At 62.3% G+C, this 21,874-nt stretch carries 22 protein-coding genes; 12 read left to right on the forward strand and 10 right to left on the reverse strand.

Annotated elements, in window-relative coordinates:
• Position 1: 1 nt before the first annotated feature.
• The 3 genes from pmtA to dnaN form a co-directional block, all read right to left on the reverse strand.
• Positions 2-601 carry a phospholipid N-methyltransferase PmtA gene (pmtA, locus tag HJB82_RS16650; RefSeq protein WP_207582587.1) on the reverse strand — a complete coding sequence of 200 codons (600 nt, stop codon included), beginning with the start codon at positions 599-601 and terminating at the stop codon, positions 2-4.
• A gap of 95 nt (positions 602-696) precedes the next feature.
• Positions 697-1,608, reverse strand: a complete 912-nt coding sequence (locus tag HJB82_RS16655; protein ID WP_207582588.1) for a DUF72 domain-containing protein — start codon at positions 1,606-1,608, stop codon at positions 697-699.
• A gap of 54 nt (positions 1,609-1,662) precedes the next feature.
• Positions 1,663-2,781, reverse strand: coding sequence for a DNA polymerase III subunit beta (gene dnaN, locus HJB82_RS16660; RefSeq protein WP_207582589.1), 1,119 nt, complete (start codon positions 2,779-2,781; stop codon positions 1,663-1,665).
• A gap of 247 nt (positions 2,782-3,028) precedes the next feature.
• On the opposite strand from dnaN, the gene rsmI reads away from it, so the two are divergent.
• The 3 genes from rsmI to HJB82_RS16675 all read left to right on the forward strand — a co-directional run bounded on the left by rsmI (position 3,029) and on the right by HJB82_RS16675 (position 4,985).
• A complete protein-coding gene (rsmI, locus tag HJB82_RS16665) occupies positions 3,029-3,946 on the forward strand; it encodes a 16S rRNA (cytidine(1402)-2'-O)-methyltransferase (RefSeq protein ID WP_207582590.1) in 918 nt (305 codons plus the stop codon).
• Positions 3,936-4,304 (forward strand): YraN family protein, encoded by a 369-nt coding sequence (locus HJB82_RS16670; protein ID WP_221140698.1) that lies wholly within the window; start codon positions 3,936-3,938, stop codon positions 4,302-4,304. Before rsmI ends, HJB82_RS16670 begins: the two co-directional genes overlap by 11 nt.
• A gap of 177 nt (positions 4,305-4,481) precedes the next feature.
• Positions 4,482-4,985: a cupin domain-containing protein gene (locus tag HJB82_RS16675; RefSeq protein WP_221116691.1), complete on the forward strand. Its 504-nt coding sequence runs from the start codon at positions 4,482-4,484 to the stop codon at positions 4,983-4,985.
• A gap of 20 nt (positions 4,986-5,005) precedes the next feature.
• Here HJB82_RS16675 and HJB82_RS16680 read toward each other — a convergent pair whose 3' ends face one another.
• Positions 5,006-6,016, reverse strand: coding sequence for a LacI family DNA-binding transcriptional regulator (locus HJB82_RS16680; RefSeq protein ID WP_221116692.1), 1,011 nt, complete (start codon positions 6,014-6,016; stop codon positions 5,006-5,008).
• 336 nt (positions 6,017-6,352) lie between these two features.
• Here HJB82_RS16680 and HJB82_RS16685 point away from each other — a divergent pair, with 336 nt between their 5' ends.
• The 5 genes from HJB82_RS16685 (at position 6,353) to HJB82_RS16705 (ending at position 12,744) form a co-directional block, all read left to right on the forward strand.
• Positions 6,353-7,336 carry a sugar ABC transporter substrate-binding protein gene (locus tag HJB82_RS16685; protein WP_221116693.1) on the forward strand — a complete coding sequence of 328 codons (984 nt, stop codon included), beginning with the start codon at positions 6,353-6,355 and terminating at the stop codon, positions 7,334-7,336.
• Positions 7,337-7,492: 156 nt separating this feature from the next.
• Positions 7,493-9,013 carry a sugar ABC transporter ATP-binding protein gene (locus HJB82_RS16690; protein ID WP_221116694.1) on the forward strand — a complete coding sequence of 507 codons (1,521 nt, stop codon included), beginning with the start codon at positions 7,493-7,495 and terminating at the stop codon, positions 9,011-9,013.
• Positions 8,997-10,025: an ABC transporter permease gene (locus HJB82_RS16695; RefSeq protein WP_207582596.1), complete on the forward strand. Its 1,029-nt coding sequence runs from the start codon at positions 8,997-8,999 to the stop codon at positions 10,023-10,025. The genes HJB82_RS16690 and HJB82_RS16695 overlap by 17 nt, the downstream gene beginning before the upstream one ends.
• Positions 10,026-10,087: 62 nt before the next feature.
• Positions 10,088-11,035, forward strand: coding sequence for a glutathione synthase (gshB, locus tag HJB82_RS16700; protein WP_207582597.1), 948 nt, complete (start codon positions 10,088-10,090; stop codon positions 11,033-11,035).
• Positions 11,036-11,211: 176 nt separating this feature from the next.
• A complete protein-coding gene (locus HJB82_RS16705; RefSeq protein ID WP_221140700.1) occupies positions 11,212-12,744 on the forward strand; it encodes a YifB family Mg chelatase-like AAA ATPase in 1,533 nt (510 codons plus the stop codon).
• A 128-nt stretch (positions 12,745-12,872) separates the two neighbouring features.
• On the opposite strand, the gene cysK is transcribed toward HJB82_RS16705, so the two are convergent.
• Positions 12,873-13,835: a cysteine synthase A gene (cysK, locus tag HJB82_RS16710; protein WP_207582599.1), complete on the reverse strand. Its 963-nt coding sequence runs from the start codon at positions 13,833-13,835 to the stop codon at positions 12,873-12,875.
• 144 nt (positions 13,836-13,979) lie between these two features.
• Entirely contained in the window at positions 13,980-14,597 is a 618-nt protein-coding gene (locus tag HJB82_RS16715) for a LysE family translocator (RefSeq protein ID WP_221116695.1), read from the reverse strand.
• Positions 14,598-14,831: 234 nt separating this feature from the next.
• Between HJB82_RS16715 and HJB82_RS16720 the strand changes: the two genes are divergently transcribed.
• Positions 14,832-15,350: a Dps family protein gene (locus HJB82_RS16720; RefSeq protein ID WP_221116696.1), complete on the forward strand. Its 519-nt coding sequence runs from the start codon at positions 14,832-14,834 to the stop codon at positions 15,348-15,350.
• Between the two features lie 93 nt (positions 15,351-15,443).
• Here HJB82_RS16720 and HJB82_RS16725 read toward each other — a convergent pair whose 3' ends face one another.
• Positions 15,444-16,358, reverse strand: coding sequence for a DMT family transporter (locus tag HJB82_RS16725; RefSeq protein ID WP_207582602.1), 915 nt, complete (start codon positions 16,356-16,358; stop codon positions 15,444-15,446).
• 97 nt (positions 16,359-16,455) lie between these two features.
• On the opposite strand from HJB82_RS16725, the gene HJB82_RS16730 reads away from it, so the two are divergent.
• The gene (locus tag HJB82_RS16730) at positions 16,456-16,920 is read left to right on the forward strand and encodes an Lrp/AsnC family transcriptional regulator (RefSeq protein WP_221116697.1); all 465 of its coding nucleotides are present in this window, start codon (positions 16,456-16,458) and stop codon (positions 16,918-16,920) included.
• A gap of 145 nt (positions 16,921-17,065) precedes the next feature.
• On the opposite strand, the gene HJB82_RS16735 is transcribed toward HJB82_RS16730, so the two are convergent.
• Together HJB82_RS16735 and dut are read right to left on the reverse strand one after the other, a co-directional pair.
• Positions 17,066-17,965: a GNAT family N-acetyltransferase gene (locus HJB82_RS16735; protein WP_221116698.1), complete on the reverse strand. Its 900-nt coding sequence runs from the start codon at positions 17,963-17,965 to the stop codon at positions 17,066-17,068.
• Positions 17,965-18,435, reverse strand: coding sequence for a dUTP diphosphatase (dut, locus tag HJB82_RS16740; RefSeq protein ID WP_207582604.1), 471 nt, complete (start codon positions 18,433-18,435; stop codon positions 17,965-17,967). Before dut ends, HJB82_RS16735 begins: the two co-directional genes overlap by 1 nt.
• 90 nt (positions 18,436-18,525) lie before the next feature.
• Between dut and HJB82_RS16745 the strand changes: the two genes are divergently transcribed.
• Positions 18,526-20,109: a peptide chain release factor 3 gene (locus HJB82_RS16745; protein WP_207582605.1), complete on the forward strand. Its 1,584-nt coding sequence runs from the start codon at positions 18,526-18,528 to the stop codon at positions 20,107-20,109.
• Positions 20,110-20,116: 7 nt separating this feature from the next.
• On the opposite strand, the gene HJB82_RS16750 is transcribed toward HJB82_RS16745, so the two are convergent.
• Positions 20,117-21,010, reverse strand: a complete 894-nt coding sequence (locus HJB82_RS16750) for a LysR substrate-binding domain-containing protein (protein WP_207582606.1) — start codon at positions 21,008-21,010, stop codon at positions 20,117-20,119.
• A 114-nt stretch (positions 21,011-21,124) separates the two neighbouring features.
• On the opposite strand from HJB82_RS16750, the gene HJB82_RS16755 reads away from it, so the two are divergent.
• Positions 21,125-21,832 carry a glutathione S-transferase family protein gene (locus tag HJB82_RS16755; protein ID WP_221116699.1) on the forward strand — a complete coding sequence of 236 codons (708 nt, stop codon included), beginning with the start codon at positions 21,125-21,127 and terminating at the stop codon, positions 21,830-21,832.
• Positions 21,833-21,874 lie beyond the last annotated feature (42 nt).

Consider the following 21,874-nt stretch of genomic DNA (forward strand, 5'->3'; position numbering starts at 1 on the left):
CTCAGCCGCGCCGATAGATCCAGAGCTGCGCCGGCGGAATGTTGCGCATGACGAAGTCGAAATGCTGAATATGGTAGCGGTCGGGATTGGCGGCGATCGGCGAGATCGCACCATAGGAAATCTGCACCACCGGCCGGCCGGCCGGCAGCCGGTCGAGCAGGCTTTCGAGCAGCGACACCCGCATCGCCATCGGGAAGTTCAGAAGCGGAATGCACGAGATGACGCAATCGAACGTGCGGTCGCCGAATTCACCCAGCGTCGCCTGAAGATCGAAGGCATCGCCGTTGATGAAGTGCACGCCGGGATAGGCGCGCTGCAGATGCTGGTGGAAATCCGTCGAATATTCGATCGCGACCAGATTGTCCGGCTTCACACCGCGGCCGAGGATGGCTTTGGTGATGGCGCCGGTGCCCGGCCCGAGTTCGAGCACCGGCATGCCGGAATGCATGTCGATGACGCTTGCCATGCGCTTGGCGGTAATCGAGGAGGTCGGCACGATCGAGCCCACCGTCTTCGGCCCCTGCATCATGCCCCGGAAGAAACGGATCTCCTCATCGAATCTCTTCCCGAGGTGTTCCTTCACCTTGACTCGTAAGCGCATTCTCCACCCATCCGCACGTTGATCGAATGCCTTAATATGCCGGTTGTCGTTCCCGGGACAAGGATTTTCGCAACGAGGACATCGGCATCAACAGCTCATGCGGCTTTCGGCGCCGAACGCGGCATGAGATCGGCAAGCCTTTCGCTCAGATGATCGGCGTCGATGGGCGCGCGCAGCTTCTTGTCGGTATTGTCGAAATAGAGATAGACGTCGCGGCCCGTGTTGCGCGGCGTAAGCGGCGCCAGCACCCGCGTCGCATTTTCCGGTTCTCCGCCGGTTGCCCAGGAGCGGATCCGGTCTGCCCAGAGGTCGAGGGCCTCGTCCGCGTAGCCGCTGACATAGAGCTGTTCGGAGCCATGCAGGCGGCAATAGATGAAATCGGCGGTGATATCCATCAGCAGCGGCCATTCCACCGTGTCGGCGCAGACGAGCGCAACATTGTGGCGTCTGAGCATCTCGATGAAGGCGGCAGAGCGGAAGCTGTCGTGGCGGATTTCGAGCGCGTGGCGGATCGGCTGATCGCCGTCGCTTCGAAGCCAGGCCCGTCCCTTGACGTGCCCGTCATGACGCTTGGCAAGTGCTGTCGCTGCATCGCGGTCCTGCGGCAACAGCGCCAGGAAATTTTCGAAAAGATCGGCATCGAAGGCCATGTTCGGTGGAAATTGCCAGAGGATCGGCCCAAGCTTCGGGCCGAGCCGCAGCAGGCCGGAGGCAAGGAAATTGGCGAGCGCCGTCTCAATCGCGCGCAGCCGCAGCATATGGGTAATGAAGCGCGGCCCCTTGACCGCGAAGACGAAATCATCGGGCGCTTCGTCGCGCCAGCGGCCGAAGCTTTCGGAACGCTGCAGACTGTAGAAAGTGCCGTTGATCTCGATCGACGGGAAGTGTCGGGCAGCGTAGGAGAGCTCCTGCTTCTGCGGCAGGTCCTCCGGGTAGAATTGGCCACGCCAAGGCGCATAGGTCCAGCCGGATACGCCGATGCGCACCATTCCCGTGTTTGTCATCATCGGATCCTCCGCTTCGACAGGAGGAAAAACGGAGACGGGAGGCCTTCGTTCCCGTCAAACGCGCATCGGCATCAGCACGTAGAGCGCATCGTCGCCTGCCGTGTCGCGGATCAGCGTCGGCGAGCCGGCATCGGCCAGCAGGAAGATCGCCTCTTCGCCGGAAAGCTGCGCGGTAATGTCGAGCAGGTATTTGGCATTGAAGCCGATTTCCATCGCATCCGTGTCGTAGCCGACGGCGACTTCCTCGGTCGCACTGCCGGAATCCGGATTGTTGACGGTCAGCGTCAACTGCCCCTCGGAAAGCGCCAGCTTCACGGCGCGGCCGCGTTCGGACGAGATGGTCGAGACGCGGTCGACGGCCTGGGCGAAGGTCGTGCAGTCGACGCGCATTTCCTTGTCGTTGCCCGTCGGGATGACCCGCTGGTAGTCCGGGAAGGTGCCGTCGATCAGTTTTGAGGTCATGACGATCGAGCCGATTGTCAGGCGGATCTTGGCGTCGGAGACCTCGACGGTCACCATCACTTCAGGATTGTCGACCAGCTTCTGCAGTTCGCCGACCGTCTTGCGCGGAATGATGATGCCGGGCATGCCTTCGGAGCCGGAGGGCGCATCGACATCGGCGCGCGCCAGCCGGTGGCCGTCGGTGGCGACCGCCCTGAGCTTCAGGTCGCCCTTGCTCTCGATCGTATGGAAGAAAATGCCGTTGAGATAATAGCGGGTCTCCTCAGTCGAGATCGCGAACTGGGTGCGGTCGATCAGCATTTTCAGATCGGCCGCCTTCAGCTTGAAGGAATGCGTGAAGGTGCCGGCGGTCAGATCCGGGAAGTCCGATTGCGGCAGGCACTGCAGCGAGAATTTCGAGCGGCCGGACTGCACGGTCATCGAGCCGCCGTCGGCGCTGGTCGCCAGCAGCACTTCCGATCCGTCGGAAAGTTTGCGCACGATATCGTAGAGAAGATGGGCGGGAACGGTGGTGGCGCCGGCCTGCTCGACGCTTGCCGGCGTCGCCTCGGTAATCTCGAGGTCGAGGTCGGTCGCCTTCATGTCAAGGTTCTGGCCATCGGCCTTCAGCAATACGTTGGACAGGATCGGGATCGTGTTGCGACGTTCGACCACGCGGTGCACGTGGTTCAGCGATTTCAACAGGTTTGACCGCTCAATAGTAATACGCATGGGATGCTACCGCTTTCGACCGTGACTGTCCGGGCGCATCGAGCACCCGAAGAATGCTTTCCCGGCCTGGGCCGGGTGAGTGGACGGGCAAAATGGCAGACTTCAGCATCGGTTTGCAAGAGGCATGGAGGGCCAGGCGCCTGCATTTGCGGTTTTCCAGCGCAATGCGCACAGAAATCCGAACCCTTGCCGAAGCTGCGCCGCTCGCCCATAAAGGCGCGATGACGGCGGGACGAAAGCAAATGGCATGAATGAGGAAACGACAGAGCAGGCCGCCAACCGGCGAAGCTTCCGCCTGCACAATATGGCGGTGCCGGCGCGGCCGCTGGAACCGGCGCTCTATCTGGTCGCCACGCCGATCGGCAATCTCGGCGACATCACGCTGCGGGCGCTGGAAACGCTGGCCGGCGCCGATGTGCTTGCCTGCGAGGATACGCGCGTCACCCGCGTTCTGCTTGACCGCTATGGCATCCAGAACCGTCCCTTCGCCTATCACGAATACAATGCCGATGAGGCCGGCCCGCGGCTCATCCAGGCGCTGGAGGCCGGCCGCTCGGTGGCGCTGGTGTCGGATGCCGGCACGCCGCTGGTCTCCGACCCGGGCTATCGGCTGGCGCAGCAGGCGATCACGGCAGGTCACCGCGTCATCCCCATTCCCGGCGCCTCGGCACCGCTTGCAGCCCTTGTCGGCTCCGGCCTGCCGAACGATGCCTTTTTGTTTGCCGGTTTCCTGCCGGTCAAGGACAAGGCCCGCCGCGATCGTCTTGGCGAATTAGCCGCAGCCCCGGCAACGCTGATCTTCTTTGAATCGCCGCACCGTATCGGCGCCACGCTTCTGGCCGCCGCCGATGTGCTGGGCAGCACCCGGCCTGCCTCCGTCTGCCGTGAACTGACCAAGACCTATGAGGAATTCCGCCGCGGCACGCTTGGTGAGCTTGCCGCGCATTATCAGCAGGTGGAAAACGTCAAGGGCGAGATCGTCCTCGTCGTCGGCCCGCCCGAGCCTGTGGAAACGCCGGAGGCCGATGTCGAAGCCGTGCTGGCCGATCTCGTCAAGACCATGCCGACGGCCAAGGCGGCGACCGAGGCGGCCCGTCTCACTGGCCTGCCGCGCAAGGTGCTCTACCAGCGCCTACTGGCGCTGAAAGGCGCCGATGGGCGATAACGGTCTCACAGCCATCAGGCGGAAGGCCCTGCGCCGCGGCCTGATGTCGGAATATGTCGCCGCCGTTTTTCTGATGCTGAAAGGTTACCGCATCCTGGCGCTGCGCCACCGCACCCGGCTCGGCGAGATCGATATTATCGCCCGCAAGGGCGATCTCGCCGTCTTCGTCGAGGTCAAGGCCCGCCATGGCGAAGCCGCAGCCGTCGATGCCGTCTCTGTCTCTGCCCAGAAGCGGATAAGAGCGGCAAGCGATCTCTGGCTCGCCCGCCAGGCGGATCAGGCCCGTCTTTCCCAGCGCTATGATATCGTCGCGGTCACGCCCGGCCGGCTGCCGCGGCACTTTCAAGACGCTTTCTAATGCATGTCGCCCGGAAGTGTGCAGCGGTTCCGGGACAACGACATGCATAAAAACAAAGGGCTTTAGCCCGCCTTTCAAGATCGCCGTCCCAATCGTTAAACTTTTAGTCCCCGCGTGAACCAGGTTCTTACGACTCTCTGCTACCCCCTCGGTAGGGATAACAATTGGGGGTTGTTCATGGCCTGGAAGCTGATGCTTGCAAGTGCGGTCGCCATGGCGGCGCGCTCGGTGCCTTATGCCGTGGCGAAGCCGGCGGGGAAATCTTTCGTCGCGCATGCAAGCGACCTGCTGCCGCTGAAGCCTTCGCCGATCAATCCGGACTGGATCGTCAGCGGCAATCCGCAGGCCCGCACCGCCGAACATTCGCGCGGCCATGACGAGGCCTCGCTGACGGCGATCTGGGACTGCACCGCCGGCGAATTCCGCTGGTATTTCGGTTGGGACGAGACCGTGATGATCCTCGAAGGCGAGGTCCATATCACCGCCGAGGACGGCACCGAACGAACGCTTTGCGCCGGCGACGTCGCGTTTTTTGCCGGCGGCACCTGGGCGAGCTGGCGGATCGACAACTATGTCCGCAAGGTCGCCTTCCTGCGCAAGCCGTTTCCGAAACCCTTGGCGATCGCCTATCGCCTCCGCAACATGCTGCGCAATAGCGGCAACCAGGGCATCGCTGCCTGAGCAGGGCCGCCGGGTGTGCGTTAATCCGGCTGGGGCGGGGCGGTGGTTTCCCCGTTTAGAACCTCGCATGCAAACAGGATCGGATTGTCGAGTTCGGGCGCGGTCTGCTTGTTCAAAAGAACGGCCACCGCAGCCGCGGCCACGTCTTGAATCGGCTGCTTCACCGTCGTCAGCCGCGGCGTCGTCATGCTGGCGAGCGGGATACCGTCGAAGCCCATGATGGAAAGGGCGGCAGGGACCGGGATTCCCAGGTCATGCGCGGCCCGCATGCAGCCGATTGCCTGCTGGTCCGAACTTGCAAAGATCGCCGTCGGCCGCTCGTTGCGGGCCCGGGCCAGAAGGTAATTCCCCGCCGAACGACCGCTCTCATAGTCGAAAGCCGCCTCGGCAATCAGGGGCGGCCCTGCCGTTTTTGCGCCGCCGTCCATCTGCTCCAATGCGTCGAGATAACCCATGAGGCGGTCATTGGCGGGGACGGAATGCCCAGGCCCTGAGATGAAGCCGATGCGGCGATGCCCAAGCTTGACAAGATGCTCGACGCCAAGGCGAACGCCATTGCGGTGATCGGCGGCAATGCCGGAATATCCTGGCATCAGACGGTCGACGACGACGATCGGCAATCCCTTCGGCAGCTTGATCGTATGGAAATCATTGCTCGGAACGAGGATGATGCCGTCGACCTTACGGCTCGTCAGCTGCTGGATGCGATCGGCTTCCTTGGCGGCATGATCAAGGGAGGTCATGACGATGATATTGTAGCCGTGATTGGCCGCCGCTTGTTCCGCCGATTGCACGAGTTCCGAGAAGAACGGATTGGTCAGATCCGGAATGACGATGCCGATCAGGCGGCTGACCTTGCTGCGCATGCTTCGCGCCGACGGGTCGGGCATATAGCCGAGGTCTTTGATGATCCCGGTGACGCGTGCCCGCAACTCCTTGGTCACCGAGGGATGGTCGTTCAAAACCCTCGAAACGGTGCCGGTGGAAACTCCCGCAAGCGTGGCAACCTCTCTAATCCCGACCTTTGACATGACAGAAACAGTTGCCCTTCATCTTCGCCTTCGCAAGACGCCCGAGGGCGCATGACTGCGGCTTCCAGCTAATGGTCTTTTCCGCCCCAGTCAAAGGGCTGCGCGTCACTCATCATGGCCGTCTCTCATAGCATGAAGGCAGTGCATCACTCAATGGAACCGGTTCATCATACACGTCACTAAAGGGAAGAAAATTGCCGCTTCTTTGAGCTGCTTGCCTCATCAAAGTCATCTTGACAATTCCTAGGGGCGTGTTACCCAGTGCGTGTTGGAAACGGTTCATTTGCCGCGGGCAACTCAGATGGAGCTGAGCCCAGAGCCGTTCGGGAGGAAAAAATGTCCAATTCTAAGCGTGAATCCGTCTTGATCAATGCACCGCGCCGTGCGGCCCTGAAGCTCGGCCTCGCCGGCACATTGGTGCTGGCGCTGTCCTGCAGCGTGTCGCCTGCCTTTGCGGCCGAGAAGCCGAAGGTCGGCTTGATCATGAAATCCCTGTCGAATGAGTTCTTCAAGCAGATGAAGGCCGGCGCCGACAAATATGCGGCCGAAAACAAGGACAAGTTCGACTTCAAGGCTGTCGGCATGAAGGACGAGCGTGATTTCGCCTCGCAGGTCGATGCCGTCGAGAACTTCGTCACCCAGAAATACGATATCATCGTTGTGGCGCCGGCCGATTCAAAGGCAATGGCCACGCCGCTGGCAAAGGCGGTTAAGGCCGGCGTCAAGGTCATCAACATCGACGTGCCGCTTGATGCCGGTGCCAAGAAGGCAGCCGGTATCGATCTGGCGTTCTTCGGGCCAGACAACAAGGAAGGCGCAAAGCTTGCGGGCGATGCGCTTGCCAAGGACCTCGGACCCGGCGCCAAGGTGGTCATCCTCGAGGGCAACCCCGAGGCCGACAATGGCAAGGAGCGCAAGGAAGGCTTCATGGGTTCCATCAAAACCGGCAAGCTTGAGCTTCTTGACAGCAAGACCGCCCATTGGGAGACGGAGGAAGCCAACACCGTCATGACCAATTTCCTGACGAAATATAAGGATATCAAGGGCGTCATGGCCGCCAACGACTCCATGGCCCTCGGCGTCGTCAAGGCTCTCGATGCGGCCGGCCAGGCCGGCAAGATCAAGGTTGTCGGCTTCGACAACATTCCGCCCGTTCAGCCGCTGATCAAGGATGGCAAGATGCTCGCCACCGTCGAACAGTACGGCGCGCAGATGGCGGTCATGGGCATCGACTATGGCATGCGGGAACTTGCCGGCGAAAAATTCACCGGCTGGGTCAAGACCGACGTCAAGCTCGTCACAGCAGCCGATCTGAAATAATCGGGATTACCGACGACAAGGCAAAGAGGCGCCGGCTTGCTGTCGGCGCCAACGACTACCAACCGATCGACGCGTTGATCGCTCCGGAAGAGGCTTGTTTCGAGCCTCTCCGATGCGCCTTTCGTGGAGGATCGCCTAATCGTGCATGAGGTCGACGTGTCAGACGCAGCAGATGACGACATCCTGAGACTGGAAGGGATCGGCAAGCGCTTCCCCGGCGTCGTGGCCCTCAAGGATGTCTCGATGCGGATCAGCCGCGGCAAGGGGCACGTTCTCCTGGGCGAGAACGGTGCCGGAAAGTCGACGCTGATCAATCTGCTCGGCGGCGTCTTCAGGCCGGATGACGGCCATATTCTATTTGACGGCAAACCTTACCATCCCTCCTCGCCGCTGGAGGCGTTCAAGGCCGGCATCCGCGTCATTCACCAAGAACTGCACCCGCTGTCCAACCTGACGGTTGCCGAAAATCTCTTGTTTGAGCATCTGCCGCGCCGATATGGCCTGGTGAACTATAAGGCGATGAACGCCAGGGCGGCCGAACTCCTCGAAGAGGTCGGTCTCGACGTTGCCCCGACGACGCTGGCAGGCAGCCTCAGCGTCGCGCAGCTGCAACTGGTCGAGATCGCCAAGGCGCTTTGTTACGAAAGCAAGCTTCTCGTTCTCGACGAACCGACGGCAACTCTGACCTCCAAGGAGGTCGATCGCCTCTTCGAAATTCTGAAGCGCCTGAAGCGGCGTGGCGTCACCACGCTCTATATCTCACACCGGCTGGAGGAGATCTTCGACGTCGGTGACGACGTGACGGTGCTGCGCGACGGCCAGCATGTGATTACCCGTCCGCTGGCGGGATTGGCTATCCCTGACATCGTCGAGCTGATGGTCGGGCGCAAGCTTTCCGATCACGGCATTTTTAAAGGCGACAGCATCGTATCTGGCGAAGCGCTCGGCGTTTCCGGCCTGAAGGTGAACCGCAACAGCCCGGAACTGTCCTTTTCCGTCGCCAAGGGCGAAATCGTCGGCATTGCCGGCCTTGTCGGCAGCGGCCGCACCGAGGCGGTTCGGGCTCTCTTCGGCGCCGACGTCAAGGCATCCGGCGAAATCCGTCTGAATGGCGAGCTGGTCGAAATCAATTCGCCGAAGGATGCCGTTGCGGCCGGGCTGTGCCTGGCAACCGAAGACCGCAAGATGCAGGGCCTGATGCTCGACATGAGCTGCGCCCAAAACTCCACGATAACCGATCTCGCCAAGATCTCCCGCAACGGCCTGATCAGCGGCAAAGCGGAGGATGATCACGCCCAGCGCCTGGTGCGCGAGCTGCGGATCAAGACGCCCTCCATCCATCAGGCCGTCAGGACCTTTTCCGGCGGCAATCAGCAAAAGGTGGTCATCGCCAAATGGCTGTTCCGCGGCCCCAAGGTGCTGATCTTCGATGAGCCGACCCGCGGCATCGACGTCGGTGCGAAGGCCGAGATTTATGAGCTGTTGTGGAAATTTGCCGCCGAAGGAAAAGGTGTGCTGGTGGTATCTTCGGATCTGCCGGAGCTGATCGGCATTTGCCATCGCATCATCGTTTTCTCCGACGGCAAAATATCCGGCGAAATCGCTCGCGAACAATTTGACGAGAGCAGGATCCTGTCGCTCGCCTACAAGGAGTACAGTCGTGTCCGCCAACATTGAAAAACAGACCGAGGCAAAAGAGGCGCGCTTCTGGGACAAGCTTATCCGGATCTCGATGAAGGAGGCGGGCGTCGCCATCGCCCTCATTCTGATCCTGGCGTTTTTCTCGGCGACCGCGCCCTATTTCGCGACGCCGGAGAATTTCCTGAAGATCTTCGTGCAGATTGCCATCAACACCGTGCTTGCTGCGGGCATGACCTTCGTCATCCTGGTCGGCGGCATCGATCTTTCGGTCGGCTCGCTGCTTGCCCTTTGCACGGTGATCGGCGCAACGATCATGATCAATCCGATGTTTTCGCCATGGCAGGCGATTATTCTCGCTTGTCTTGCCGCGATGGGCACCGGCGCTGTGCTTGGCGCCGTCAACGGCTGGATCTGCGAGAAGTGGAAGCTTCCCTCCTTCATCGTCACGCTCGGCATGCTCAACGTCGCCAGCGGCCTGGCGCGCGTCGTCAGCGACAATTCGACTATCACCGGCCTGCCGCAGCCTTTCGTCGATTTCGGCAACCTGATCTTCTGGGGCATACTCCCATCGATCTTTTTGATTGCGGTCGTCGTCGTCCTCATCGGCTGGTTCGTGCTGCGTTATACCGTCTTCGGCCGCTTCGTCTTCGCCATCGGCACCAATGAAGAGGCCGTTCGGCTCTCGGGACATCAGCCGAAAAAATACAAGATCGCGGTCTTCACCATTTCCGGGCTGACCGCCGGCATCGCCGCCATGGTCTATCTGCTCCGCCTCAATGTCGGCAGCCCGGTTGCCGGCATCGGTTATGAGCTGAATGCCATCGCTGCCGTCATCATCGGCGGCACCAGCCTCTCGGGCGGCAAAGGCTCGATCATCGGCACGCTGGTCGGCGCCTGCATTCTGCAGGTCCTGTCGACCGGATTGCAGCTTCTCGGCGCCGACGACAATATCAAGCCGATCGTCATCGGCGCCGTCATCGTGCTTGCCGTCATTCTCGACAGCTATCGCGGCCGGCTGATGCGGATCCTCGAAACGCGAAGCCCTTGATTGGCCGTTGCGTTTGATATCTCTCCGACCTACATCTGTCCGGCATTCAGCGAGGGACGGAAATGGCCAAGATCACCAATGTAGCGGTCCAGATGGACCATGTCGCCGGCATCAATATTGCAGGTGACTCCACCTTCGCCATGAGCCTGGAAGCGCAAGTGCGCGGCTACAGGCTATTCCATTATACGCCCGAGCGCCTGAGTTTTCGCGACGGCAAGCTCTATGCCAGCGTCGAGCCGATGCTGCTGCGCGATGTCAAGGGCGATCACTTTGAACTCGGCGCGCCGGAGCGCGTCGATCTTTCGACCATGGATGTCGTGCTGCTGCGCCAGGACCCGCCCTTCGACATGGCCTATATCACTTCGACGCATCTGCTCGAGCGCATCCACCCGAAGACGCTGGTCGTCAACGATCCGGCCTGGGTGCGCAATTCGCCGGAGAAGATCTTCGTTACCGAATTCGCCGACCTGATGCCGAAGACGCTGATCACCAAGGATGCCGCCGAAATCCGCCGCTTCCGCGACGAGATGGGCGACATCATCTTGAAGCCGCTCTACGGCAATGGCGGCGCCGGTGTCTTCCATTCGACCCGCGACGACCGCAACCTATCGTCGCTGCTTGAGATGTTCGGCCAGCTTTTCCGCGAGCCCTTCATCGCCCAGCAATATCTGCCCGACGTGCGCAAGGGCGACAAACGCATCATCCTGGTCGACGGCGAATTTGCCGGCGCCATCAACCGCGTGCCGGCCGAACATGACAGCCGCTCCAACATGCATGTCGGCGGCCGCGCCGAGGCGACTGAGCTGACGCCGCGCGAACAGGAAATCTGCGACCGCATTGGCCCAGCGCTCAGAGAACGCGGCTTCCTGCTCGTTGGCATCGATGTGATCGGCGATTACATGACCGAGATCAACGTCACCTCGCCCACAGGCATCCGCGAGGTCAAGAAATTCGGCGGCGCCGATATCGCCAGTCTGCTCTGGGATGCGATCGAGCGCAAGCGCGGCTAAGCTTGGCGCGCGAGCCACCCGCGCCTGCTATGACCGGGCACAACTCCGGTCACAGTCTACATCTGACTATGTTCCCATCGTGTTCTTGTTTTATTCCTGTTTCCATGCCAGATTGCAACTGCTGGCCCGGAAGGGTTGCGGGCGGTATAAGAGTTTGCGGGCAGGGGGATGGGTTTATGGTCGCGCGTGTCAGTACGGTGGCATTTCAGGGCATCGAAGGTGTGCCGGTCGAGGTCCAGGTCATGGTCGCTCCCGGCAAAGTCGGCATGCAGATCGTCGGCCTGCCTGATAAGGCGGTGGCCGAAAGCCGCGAACGTGTGCAGGCCGCCCTTCACGCCTCCGGCCTGGCGCTGCCGGCCAAGCGGGTGACCGTCAACCTGGCGCCGGCCGATCTGCCGAAAGAAGGCTCACATTTCGACCTGCCGATCGCGCTGGCGCTGATGGCGGCGCTCGGCGCCATCCCTGCCGATGCGCTGGCGGAGTATGTCGTCGTTGGTGAACTCAACCTCGACGGCACGATTGCCGCCATAGCGGGCGCGCTGCCGGCGGCGATCGGCGCCAATGGGCTCGGCAAGGGGCTGATCTGCCCGGCCGAAAGCGGCGCCGAAGCCGCCTGGGCCGGCGCCGAGGTCAATATTCTCGCACCCCGCAGCCTGATTGCCCTTGCCAATCATTTCCGCGGCACGCAGGTGCTCACCCGACCGGAGGCATCGATCCGCGCCAATGCCGCCAACCTGCCGGACCTTGCCGAGATCAAGGGCCAGGAAAGCGCCAAGCGGGCGCTCGAGGTAGCAGCCGCCGGCGGCCATAATCTCTTGATGGTCGGCCCTCCCGGTTCCGGCAAGTCGATGCTGGCGTCAAGACTGCCGTCGATCCTGCCGCCGCTCTCGCCCGCCGAGCTGCTCGAGGTTTCGATGGTCCATTCGATCGCCGGCCAGCTCTCCGGCGGCAAGCTTTCCGACCGCCGGCCTTTTCGCACGCCGCACCATTCCGCCACCATGGCCGCCCTCGTCGGCGGCGGCATCCGCGCCCGGCCGGGCGAGGCCTCGCTTGCCCATCACGGTGTGCTCTTCCTCGACGAGTTTCCCGAATTTACCCCGCAGGCGTTAGATGCGCTGCGCCAGCCGCTCGAAGGCGGCGAATGCGTCATCGCCCGCGCCAATCACCGCGTCTCCTATCCGGCGAAATTCCAGCTGATCGCAGCGATGAACCCCTGCCGATGCGGCATGGCCGGCGAGCCCGGCCATACTTGCGCCCGTGGCCCGCGCTGCATGAGCGATTATCAGGCCCGCATCTCCGGCCCGCTGATGGACCGCATCGATATCCGCATCGACGTGCCGGCCGTCTCCGCCGCTGATCTGATCCGGCCGATGGCCGCTGAGGCCAGCGCCGACGTCGCCCGCCGCGTCGCCCGCGCCCGCGAGATCCAGCAGGAGCGCTTCGAGGCCGCCGGCGCAAAGGGCATCGGCACCAATGCCCGCTGCTCCACCGCAATGATCGAGAAACTCGCCGAACCCGATGCCGGCGGCCTGCAGCTGCTGCGCGACGCCGCCGAAAAGATGAAATTCTCCGCCCGTGGCTACCACCGCGTCCTCAAGGTCGCCCGCACCCTCGCCGACCTCGACGGCAAACCGACGGTCGGCCGCCTCCATCTCGCCGAAGCGATTTCTTACCGCATTGCAGGGGAGAGGTTGCCGGCGGCGGCGTGAGGATAGAAGCGAATTAGGAAGTAGCGAATAGCGAATAGTTAAGTGCCTTGCCCGTCACCAAGCAGGCCTTCATCCTATTCGCTATTCGCGCTATTCGCGCTATTCGCGCTATTCGCGCTATTCGCTATTCAGCTACCCAGCCCTTCAAACAGCGCCGTCGACAGATACCGCTCCGCGAAGGACGGGATGATGATGACGATGTTCTTGCCGGCGTTCTCCGGACGGCTGCCGACTTTGATGGCGGCGGCCAGCGCCGCGCCCGAGGAGATGCCGACCGGCACGCCTTCGAGCCTTGCGACCAGGCGCGCCTGTTCGAAGGCCTCGTCGTTGGTGACGGTGACGACCTCGTCGTAGATGCCGGTGTCGAGGATTTTTGGGGCGAAGCCGGCGCCGATGCCCTGGATCTTGTGCGGGCCGGGATTGCCGCCGGAGAGGATCGGTGAATCGGCGGGCTCGACGGCGATGATCTGGATCTCGGGTTTGCGGCTCTTCAGCACCTGGCCGACGCCGGTGATCGTGCCGCCGGTGCCGATGCCGGAGATGAGGATGTCGACCGTGCCGTCGGTGTCGTTCCAGATTTCCTCGGCCGTGGTCTTGCGGTGGATCTCGGGATTGTCCGGATTTTCGAACTGCTGCGGAATGACGGCGTCGGGAAGCGACCCTGCCAGTTCCTCCGCCTTGGCGATGGCGCCCTTCATGCCCTTCGGTCCCTCAGTCAGCACGAGCTCGGCGCCGAGCAGCGCCAGCATCTTGCGGCGCTCGACCGACATGGTTTCCGGCATGGTGAGGATCAGCCGATATCCCTTGGCGGCGGCGGCAAAGGCGAGCGCAATGCCGGTGTTGCCCGAGGTCGGTTCGATCAGCACCGTCTTGCCGGGCGTGATCTTGCCCTGCGCTTCCAAGCCTTCGATCATCGCCACGCCGATGCGGTCCTTGACCGAGGCGATCGGGTTGAAGAATTCGAGCTTGCCGATCAGATTGGCCACCACGCCCTTTTCCCGCGCCAGCTTGTCGAAGCGCACGAGCGGCGTATCGCCGATGGTCTCGGTGATCGAGGAATAGATGCGGCCGCGGCCGGGCTTGTGCGACATGGGTGCCTCCCTTTGAAATCCTGCTCCTGAAATCGAGGAGGAGAATAGGGTCAAAGGCCTGAAGAGGCCAGACCGCGTTCACCCCGGGGGAGCGGGGAGCGGAGAAAAAAACCTTTGAAAACCGGTTCTTGCCGAATGTTTATTTCAGGCAGCCCGGGTGGCGATGAAGGCTGCCGTGCCGGCCAGGATGCCGGCGGCAACCCGGTTCAGCGCCTGCAGCGCGCGCGGTCGCTTCAGCATCGTGCGGGCCCGCGAGGCCAGCAGCATATAGGGCACGAGCACGGTGATCAGCACCACGAAGGTCACCGCAAGCAGCATCGCATAGTCGCGCAAGCCGATATTGCCGATATCGATCAGCGTCGGCACCAGGGCGACATAGAACAGCATCGTCTTCGGATTGCCGAGCGTCACCAGCAGGCCGGAGAGGAAGGATAGGCCGATATTGCTGGATTTCTTCGCCGCGATGTCCTGCGGCAGCAGCCCGGTCGTCCAGAGTTTCCAGGCGATATAGCCGAGATAGAGGGCGCCGGCGATTTTGATAATGATGAACACTTCGGTGAAGGTCTGCGCGACGAAGGCCAGGCCGAGAATGACCGCTGTCAGATAGCTCATGTCGCCAAGCACCAGGCCGAGGCCCATGAAGAAGGTCTCGCGGAAATTCGAGCCGAGCGCGCGGGCGACGATCGCGGTAATCCCGGGTCCGGGGATGGCGGCTGCGATGAACAGCGCTCCGGCATAGGTGATCAGGGCGGTGAGGCTCATCTTTGATATCCACTGGATTGCGCGATCTCTCTATAGGCGCGCTTCACGCCGTCATCAATGCTTCGGCGCTGATCGGTCCATGACCATAAGGAATAGGTCTGCTGAACGATAAGCCACTTGGAAAGCGATCCGGCCTTGCTAGTTCTCTCTCTGCACGCGCGCCATCGGCACCCTTTGCGCTCCCCGAAAAGACCGATGGCGCCGTCGAGATTTTCATCACCAAGGAGAAAATGAATGTCCCCTACCTCAGCCGAGTCCCGCAGACTTTCGCCGCTCAAGACCCCTTCCACCCTGCCGACCAATGCCGTCACCGATATTTCGGCGGCGCTGACCGCACTGCTCGCCGATGTCTTCACCCTTTATATGAAAACCAAGAACTTCCACTGGCACATGTCCGGCCCGCATTTCCGCGACTATCACCTGCTGCTCGACGAACAGGCAGAGCAGATATTCGCCATGACCGACGACATTGCCGAGCGCGCCCGCAAGATCGGCGGCGTGACGCTGCGCTCCATCGGCCAGATCGCCCGCCAGCAGCGCATAACCGACAATGACGCTGATTTCGTCACGGCCGAGGACATGCTGTCGGAACTGCGCGAGGACAATGGCCAGCTCGTTTCGCTGCTGCGCCAGCTGCATGGTCTCTGCGACGAGCATAATGATGTCGCGACCGCCAGCCTGATCGAGAACTGGATCGACGAGGGTGAGCGCCGCACCTGGTTCCTGTTCGAAACGACGCGCCGCCAGAAGTAAGACCGGCAAACCGGCGTGCCGGCCATCGATGCCGGCACGCCAATGCATGTCATCCGGACGTGTGCAGCAGTTCCATGCGACGCGCTTCAGCTCTCAACTCTCCAGCGCCCGCGGCCGCAGCCATCTTGGGCTCCAGCCGAGGTTCATGCCGGCGGCGGCAAGCAGGATGATCGCCGCGCCCGCGATCTGCATCGGCTGCAGCGCGTGGCCGAAGGCCAGCCTGTCGACGAGGATCGCCGCGATCGGATAGAGGAAGGACAGGGCGCCGGTGAGATGCGTCGGCAGCCGCTGGATCGCGCCATAGAGCAGCACATACATCAGCCCGGTATGAACGACGCCGACGGTGATAAGGATCGCCCACGTCCCCACATCCGCGGGTGGATGCGAAAAGTCGGTCATCGGCGCCAGCATCAGCATGCCGGTCGCGACCTGGATTAGCGCGATAAGATGCGGCGGCGTGCCCTTCAGCCATTTCGCGGCAAGCGCTGCGAGCGCGTAGAAGAAAGCCGCGCCCAGCGCCATCAGGATACCGAGGCCGTAGCCGTCGAGCGCATCGCCGCTTCCACCTGGTTTCCCCTGCACGATCGCTATCATGCCGGCGAAGGCGAGCACCAGCCAGAACAGCTTGGTCGCGGTGATTTTTTCGCCGAGAAACAGCGCGCCAAGCACCAGCAGCATGAAGGGCTGGGTGTTGTAGACGGTCGTGGCGATCGAGATCGTCGCATGAGAGTAGGAGGCGAACAGCAGCAGCCAGTTCAAGACGATGGCGACGCCGCCGAAGACGGCGATGCCGAAGGTGCGCAGCGTGAGAATGCCGGGCCGCAGCAGCCCGAGGGCGCCGCAGATGACGAGCAGGGTGAGCGCGCCGAACAGGCAGCGCCAGAAAACCACGCCGCTGACTGGCTGGCCCGACATGACGACGAACCAGCCGATCGTTCCCGAGATCAGCATCGCTGCCGTCATTTCCGCTGTGCCTCTTTTGATGTCGCTGCTCATGATTGCCTCCATTGTTGGCATCAGAATATTGAAGTGGCCGGCAATAATATATAATGATAAGAAGGAGAATGATCGCTATTGCCTAATCATGATAGGAAAAGATGACGCCATGGCTAATGATGCGCAATCGCTCGACGATACCGATCAGGCCATTCTGGAAGCCTTGGCCGGCAATGCGCGCATCTCGCTGAAGGAGCTGGCGCAGCAGGTGGGGCTCTCTTCGCCGAGTGCTGCCGAGCGTCTGCGGCGGCTGGAGGAGCGCGGCGTCATCAAGGCCTTCACCATCGATCTCGACCCCGCCGCCGTCGGTTATCCCCTGCAGGCGATCGTCCGCGTGCGCCCGCTGCCGGGACAGCTGCACATCGTCGAGCGCATCATCCAGGAAATTCCCGAAATCGTCGAATGCGACAAGGTGACCGGGGAGGATTGTTTTATCGCTCGCCTGGTCATCCGCTCGATGGCGGAGCTCGACGGCCTGCTGGACAGGGTCGCCGAACGGGCGGAAACCAACACCGCGATGATCAAGGCCTCGCCCGTCAAGCGCCGCCTGCCGCCGCTGTCACGGAAAAAGTAAAGTCGGCAAACGAGTGCTTAAAGCGCGTCGCGATCTTTCAGATTCGCTCCTTGCGCTTTAACTCTTTGTTTTACGCATGTCGTTGCGGCAAAAGCGCTTCGCGCTTTGCCTGGGAAAACCGCTGCACACTTTTGCGCGACATGCTTTAGAAATCCGCCATCGGCGACAGCATTGCCGGAAAGTGCGGGGCCTCATCGCCGAGCCCGCGCAGCATCAGCACTGTGCCGCTTTCCACCGGCTGCGGCGTGCCCGCCCAGCCGAGCTTATCGGGACGGAAAAACACCTCGACGGCGGCCGAGGCAATGTCGAGCCCGCCGAGGATCGCGGCAAGCGCCGGGATCTCCGTCGCCACGACATCGAGAAGGCTGAAGCGGCCCGCCTCATCCATCTTCCAGGCGATCGCAGCCTGCTGGTCTTCCAGCAAGCTGACGTGAACATCGGCATTGAGCTGCGTATTGATGAGAAACATCGCGGCATTGATTGTCACCGAGAGCGAGGTCGAAACCGGGCTTCGCGCTTTCAGCAGCGATTGCAGCAGGGCAAGATCGTCGGCATTGCTCGGCGCAAGCAGCCGGGCGGGGCCGGCGAAAATCGAGGGGTCTGGTGCAACTCCCTCATATCGATACTGCGGTATCGCGCGAAAACCGTAGGCTTGGTAGAGCGACGGTTTGTCGGTGTAGAGGATGACGGCTTCAAAACCCTGCCGCTCGCACCAGTCGAGCGCTTTCACCGTCACGTCGCGGTAGAGCCCGCGGCCGCGCCATGGCGGCCGCACCGCACCCGATTGCAGCCCGGCGGCATGGACGATCCTGCCGTTGAGGACGAAGGGCAGCGCAAAGGCCGAGATATTGGCGGCAAGGACGCCCTCGGCATCGAACCAGCCGAACGGCATGCTGGTGGGATCGGGTCCGCCGAGCCGCTGCATTGGGCCGAGATCGATGCCGAAAATATCCTTGAGCAGGCAGACCAAGGCTGCCCAGCCGGCCGGGTCGCCGAAATAATCCTGCCGGAAGGTGAGGCCCGCGCTGTCGGGGGGCTTATTCATCACACGCCGGTAGAGCCGAAGCCGCCGGCGCCGCGCATTGTCTCGCTTGCCGCGGCACTCTCGGCGACCCGCGCCTGGGTCACCGGCGCGATCACCATCTGGGCGATGCGCATGCCGCGCTCGATAATGAACGGTTCGTCGCCGAGATTGGCGAGCAGCACTTTCACCTCGCCGCGATAGTCACTGTCGACGGTGCCCGGCGAATTCAGGCAGGTGATGCCGTGTTTGAAGGCAAGGCCGGAGCGCGGCCGCACCTGGCCCTCGAACCCCTCGGGGATCTCGAAGATGAAACCGGTTGGCACCAGCGCCCGTTTGCCGGGCAGCAGCGTCAGTGGTGCTGCCGCGTCGACGGCGGCGCGCAGGTCCATGCCGGCCGCCCCCTTGCTTTCATAGGCGGGCAGGTCGAGGCCTTCGCCGTTGGCCAGGCGGATGAGGTTCAGCGTCGGTCTCACATCGTGATGAATGGTCATGGCCCATTACTTTGCGCCCGGAGCGCCGAGGTCAATTGCAAAGCCGGGCTTTAATCGTTAGATACGCGGCAATTCCACAGGATTCACAGTATGGCCGAAAGTCTCGCCGAGGCGGTTTCCCGCCGCCGCACATTCGCTATTATCGCCCACCCGGACGCGGGCAAGACGACGCTCACCGAAAAGCTGCTGCTGTTCGGCGGCGCCATTCAGCTTGCCGGGGAAGTCAAGGCGAAGAAGGATCGCATACAGACGCGCTCCGACTGGATGAAGATCGAGCGCGAACGCGGCATCTCCGTCGTCACCTCGGTGATGACCTTTGAATATAACGACAATGTCTTCAACATCCTCGACACACCGGGCCACGAGGATTTCGCCGACGACACCTATCGCACGCTGACCGCCGTCGATGCCGCCGTGATGGTCATCGATGCCGCCAAGGGCATCGAGCCGCGCACGCTGAAGCTCTTCGAAGTCTGCCGCATGCGCGATATCCCGATCATCACCTTCATCAACAAGATGGACCGCGAAAGCCGCGATCCCTTCGAGATCCTCGACGAGGTGGAAGAGAAGCTGGCGCTGGATACGGCGCCGATCACCTGGCCGATCGGCCGCTCGAAGACCTTCTGCGGCTCCTACAATATTGCTGCCAACACGGTGCGCGGCTCGGATACCGAAATCGAGGGAACGCCGGTCAACGGCCCGCAGAGCGTTGCCGGCCGGCTGCCGGAAAACGAGCGCCAGGTCTTCGTCGAGGAGACGGAACTGGCGATCGAGGCCTGCCGCCCATTCGACCGCCAATCCTTCCTGGAAGGCCATATGACGCCGGTTTTCTTCGGCTCGGCGCTGCGCAATTACGGCGTTCGCGACCTGATCGACGCGCTCGGCGATTTTGCGCCGCCGCCACGCGACCAGGTCGCCGATACCAGGACGGTGCACGCGACCGACGACAAGATGACGGCCTTCGTCTTCAAGATCCAGGCCAACATGGATCCCAACCACCGCGACCGCATCGCCTTTGCCCGCATCTGCTCCGGCAAGCTCGAGCGCGGCATGAAGGCAAGGCTTGCCCGCACCGGCAAGCAGCTCGGCCTGACGGCGCCACAATTCTTCTTTGCCTCGCAGCGCCAGCTCGCCGACACCGCCTATGCCGGCGATGTCGTCGGCATTCCCAACCACGGGACGCTCCGCATCGGCGATACGCTGACCGAAGGCGAATCGCTGGTCTTCCAGGGCGTGCCGAACTTCTCGCCTGAAATCCTGCGCCGCGTGCGCCTGGAAGACGCGATGAAGGCGAAGAAGCTCAAGGAAGCCCTGCAGCAGATGGCCGAAGAAGGCGTCGTCCAGCTGTTTTCGCCGGAAGACGGTTCACCGGCGATCGTCGGCGTCGTCGGCGCCCTGCAGCTCGACGTCTTGAAGGAGCGGCTGATGGCCGAATACGGCCTGCCGGTCTCCTTCGAAACGTCGCGTTTCTCGGTCTGCCGCTGGATCTCGGCCGATCAGCCGGCCGATCTCGAAAAATTCCTCACCGTCAAACGCGGCGATATCGCCCGTGATCTCGACGGCGATCCGGTCTTCCTCGCCCAGGACGGTTTCTCGTTGCGCTACGAGTCGGAACGCCATCCGGCCATCAAGATGGTCGCCATCAAGGAATATCACGCCGCCAAGGCGGCGTGATACGGCTCTAGCCGGCAAGCCGTTCCGCCAAAAAATCGACGACGGCGCGCACCGCTGGCAGCTGGCCGCGCCGGTGCGGCATCAGGATCGTCGTCTCGATGCTGCCGGCCGTCCAGTCCGGTAGCAGCCGCACCAGCCGCATGGTCGCCAGCGCCTTCCGGCAGACCGATGTCGGCAGGCAGGTGATGCCGAGCCCGGCCGCCGCCGCTTCCATCAGCACATAGGGTTCATCCGCCGCCATCACGGACTGCAGTGTGACCAGAGCCTTTTCGCCGCTATCGCAATAGAGCCGCCATTGATTGTCGGTCAGGCTGGTCATGATCGTGGCATGTTGCGCCAGCTCTTCCGGCCTGCTCGGTTCGCCATGGGCGCGGATATAATCCGGCGACGCGAGAATGAAGAAAGGATGGCTGGCAAGCTTGCGCTGCACCAGCGCCGAATCCGGCAGCGGCGCGCGGTGACTGCGCAGCGCGATGTCGAAGCCTTCCTGGACGATATCGACGAAGCGGTCGGTCACATGAACGGAAAGCCGGAGCTTTGGATAGCGTGCCGCCAGCGCCGGCAGATGCTCCGTCAGGGTGAACTGCGCCGTCGGCACCGAGGCGGTCAGGCGAACGCTGCCGGCCGGTTCGGCCAGATGCCGCCGCACGATGCCCTCGGCCATCTCCGCCTCGATGATCGAGGCCTGGGCGTGCTGAAAGAATTCTCGGCCGAGCTCGGTCAGCGCGAAGCTCCGTGACGTGCGCTGAATCAGCCGCACGCCAAGCCGTCCCTCCAGCTCCGCGACCCGCTTGCTGACGGTCGATTTCGGAATGCCGAGATGTCTCGCCGCGGCCGTGAAACCGCCACTGTCGACCGCCTGCACGAAGAGATGCAGGTCGTTGAGGTTGAAAAGCGCCATGACCATCTTCCAGGATTATAGACATTGGGATGCATTTATAGCCTCTACCGCAAGATCGTCCACATCTGCACATTGATCGCGTCCAAACGGGCTCAATTCTGAAAGGAACGATTGATGTCACCCATATTGTTTTACGGCGTCCCGGAAGGCTGCTCCTTCGGCTCGATCGTCGCGCTGGAATGGTCCGGCCTGCCCTACCGGCTCTGCCGCGTCGAGATGCCGGAAATGGTCTCCAGCGATGAATACCTCAGGATCAACCCAGTCGGCGAAACGCCGTCGCTGTTGCTTGAGGATGGCAGGGTCATCAGCGAAAGCATGGCGATCCTCCAGCATATCGGCGCCCGCGCAATCGGCAGCGGTCGGGGTTTTGCGCAGGGGTCGGAGGATTTCGATCGCCTGAACCAGATGCTCGCCTTTCTCAACACCAGTTTCTTCAAGGCTTTCGGCCCGCTCTGGTATGCCTTCGAACACCCGCTGGAGCCGCAGCAGAAGCAGGCGCTGGCGGCCTATGGCATCGCCGCGGTCGAAAAGGCCCATCATACGCTGGAACGTCTGCTTGATGGCCGCGAATGGCTTCTCGGCAACGGCCCGAGCCTGGCCGACGCCTATTTCGTCGGGATCGCCCGCTGGAACGATTTTCACAAGGTCGTCGACCGGCAGCAGTTTCCCGGCCTGCATCGCCTCTATGAGCGCATGCAGCAGCAGCCGGCCGTGCGTTTCGCCCAGGCGATCGAGCACCGGCAGGAGGTTAAAAGCAGTGGCGGTTTCCTCGGCGAGGTCGATCTGACCGAAGCGCTCGGCCTGTTGAAGCAGGCGGCCTGAACCCGGTGGCCATCGCATCTCAGGGTGCGATGGCCGCTGCCC

The organism is Rhizobium sp. NZLR10 (assembly GCF_019685125.1).
GTDB lineage: Bacteria > Pseudomonadota > Alphaproteobacteria > Rhizobiales > Rhizobiaceae > Rhizobium.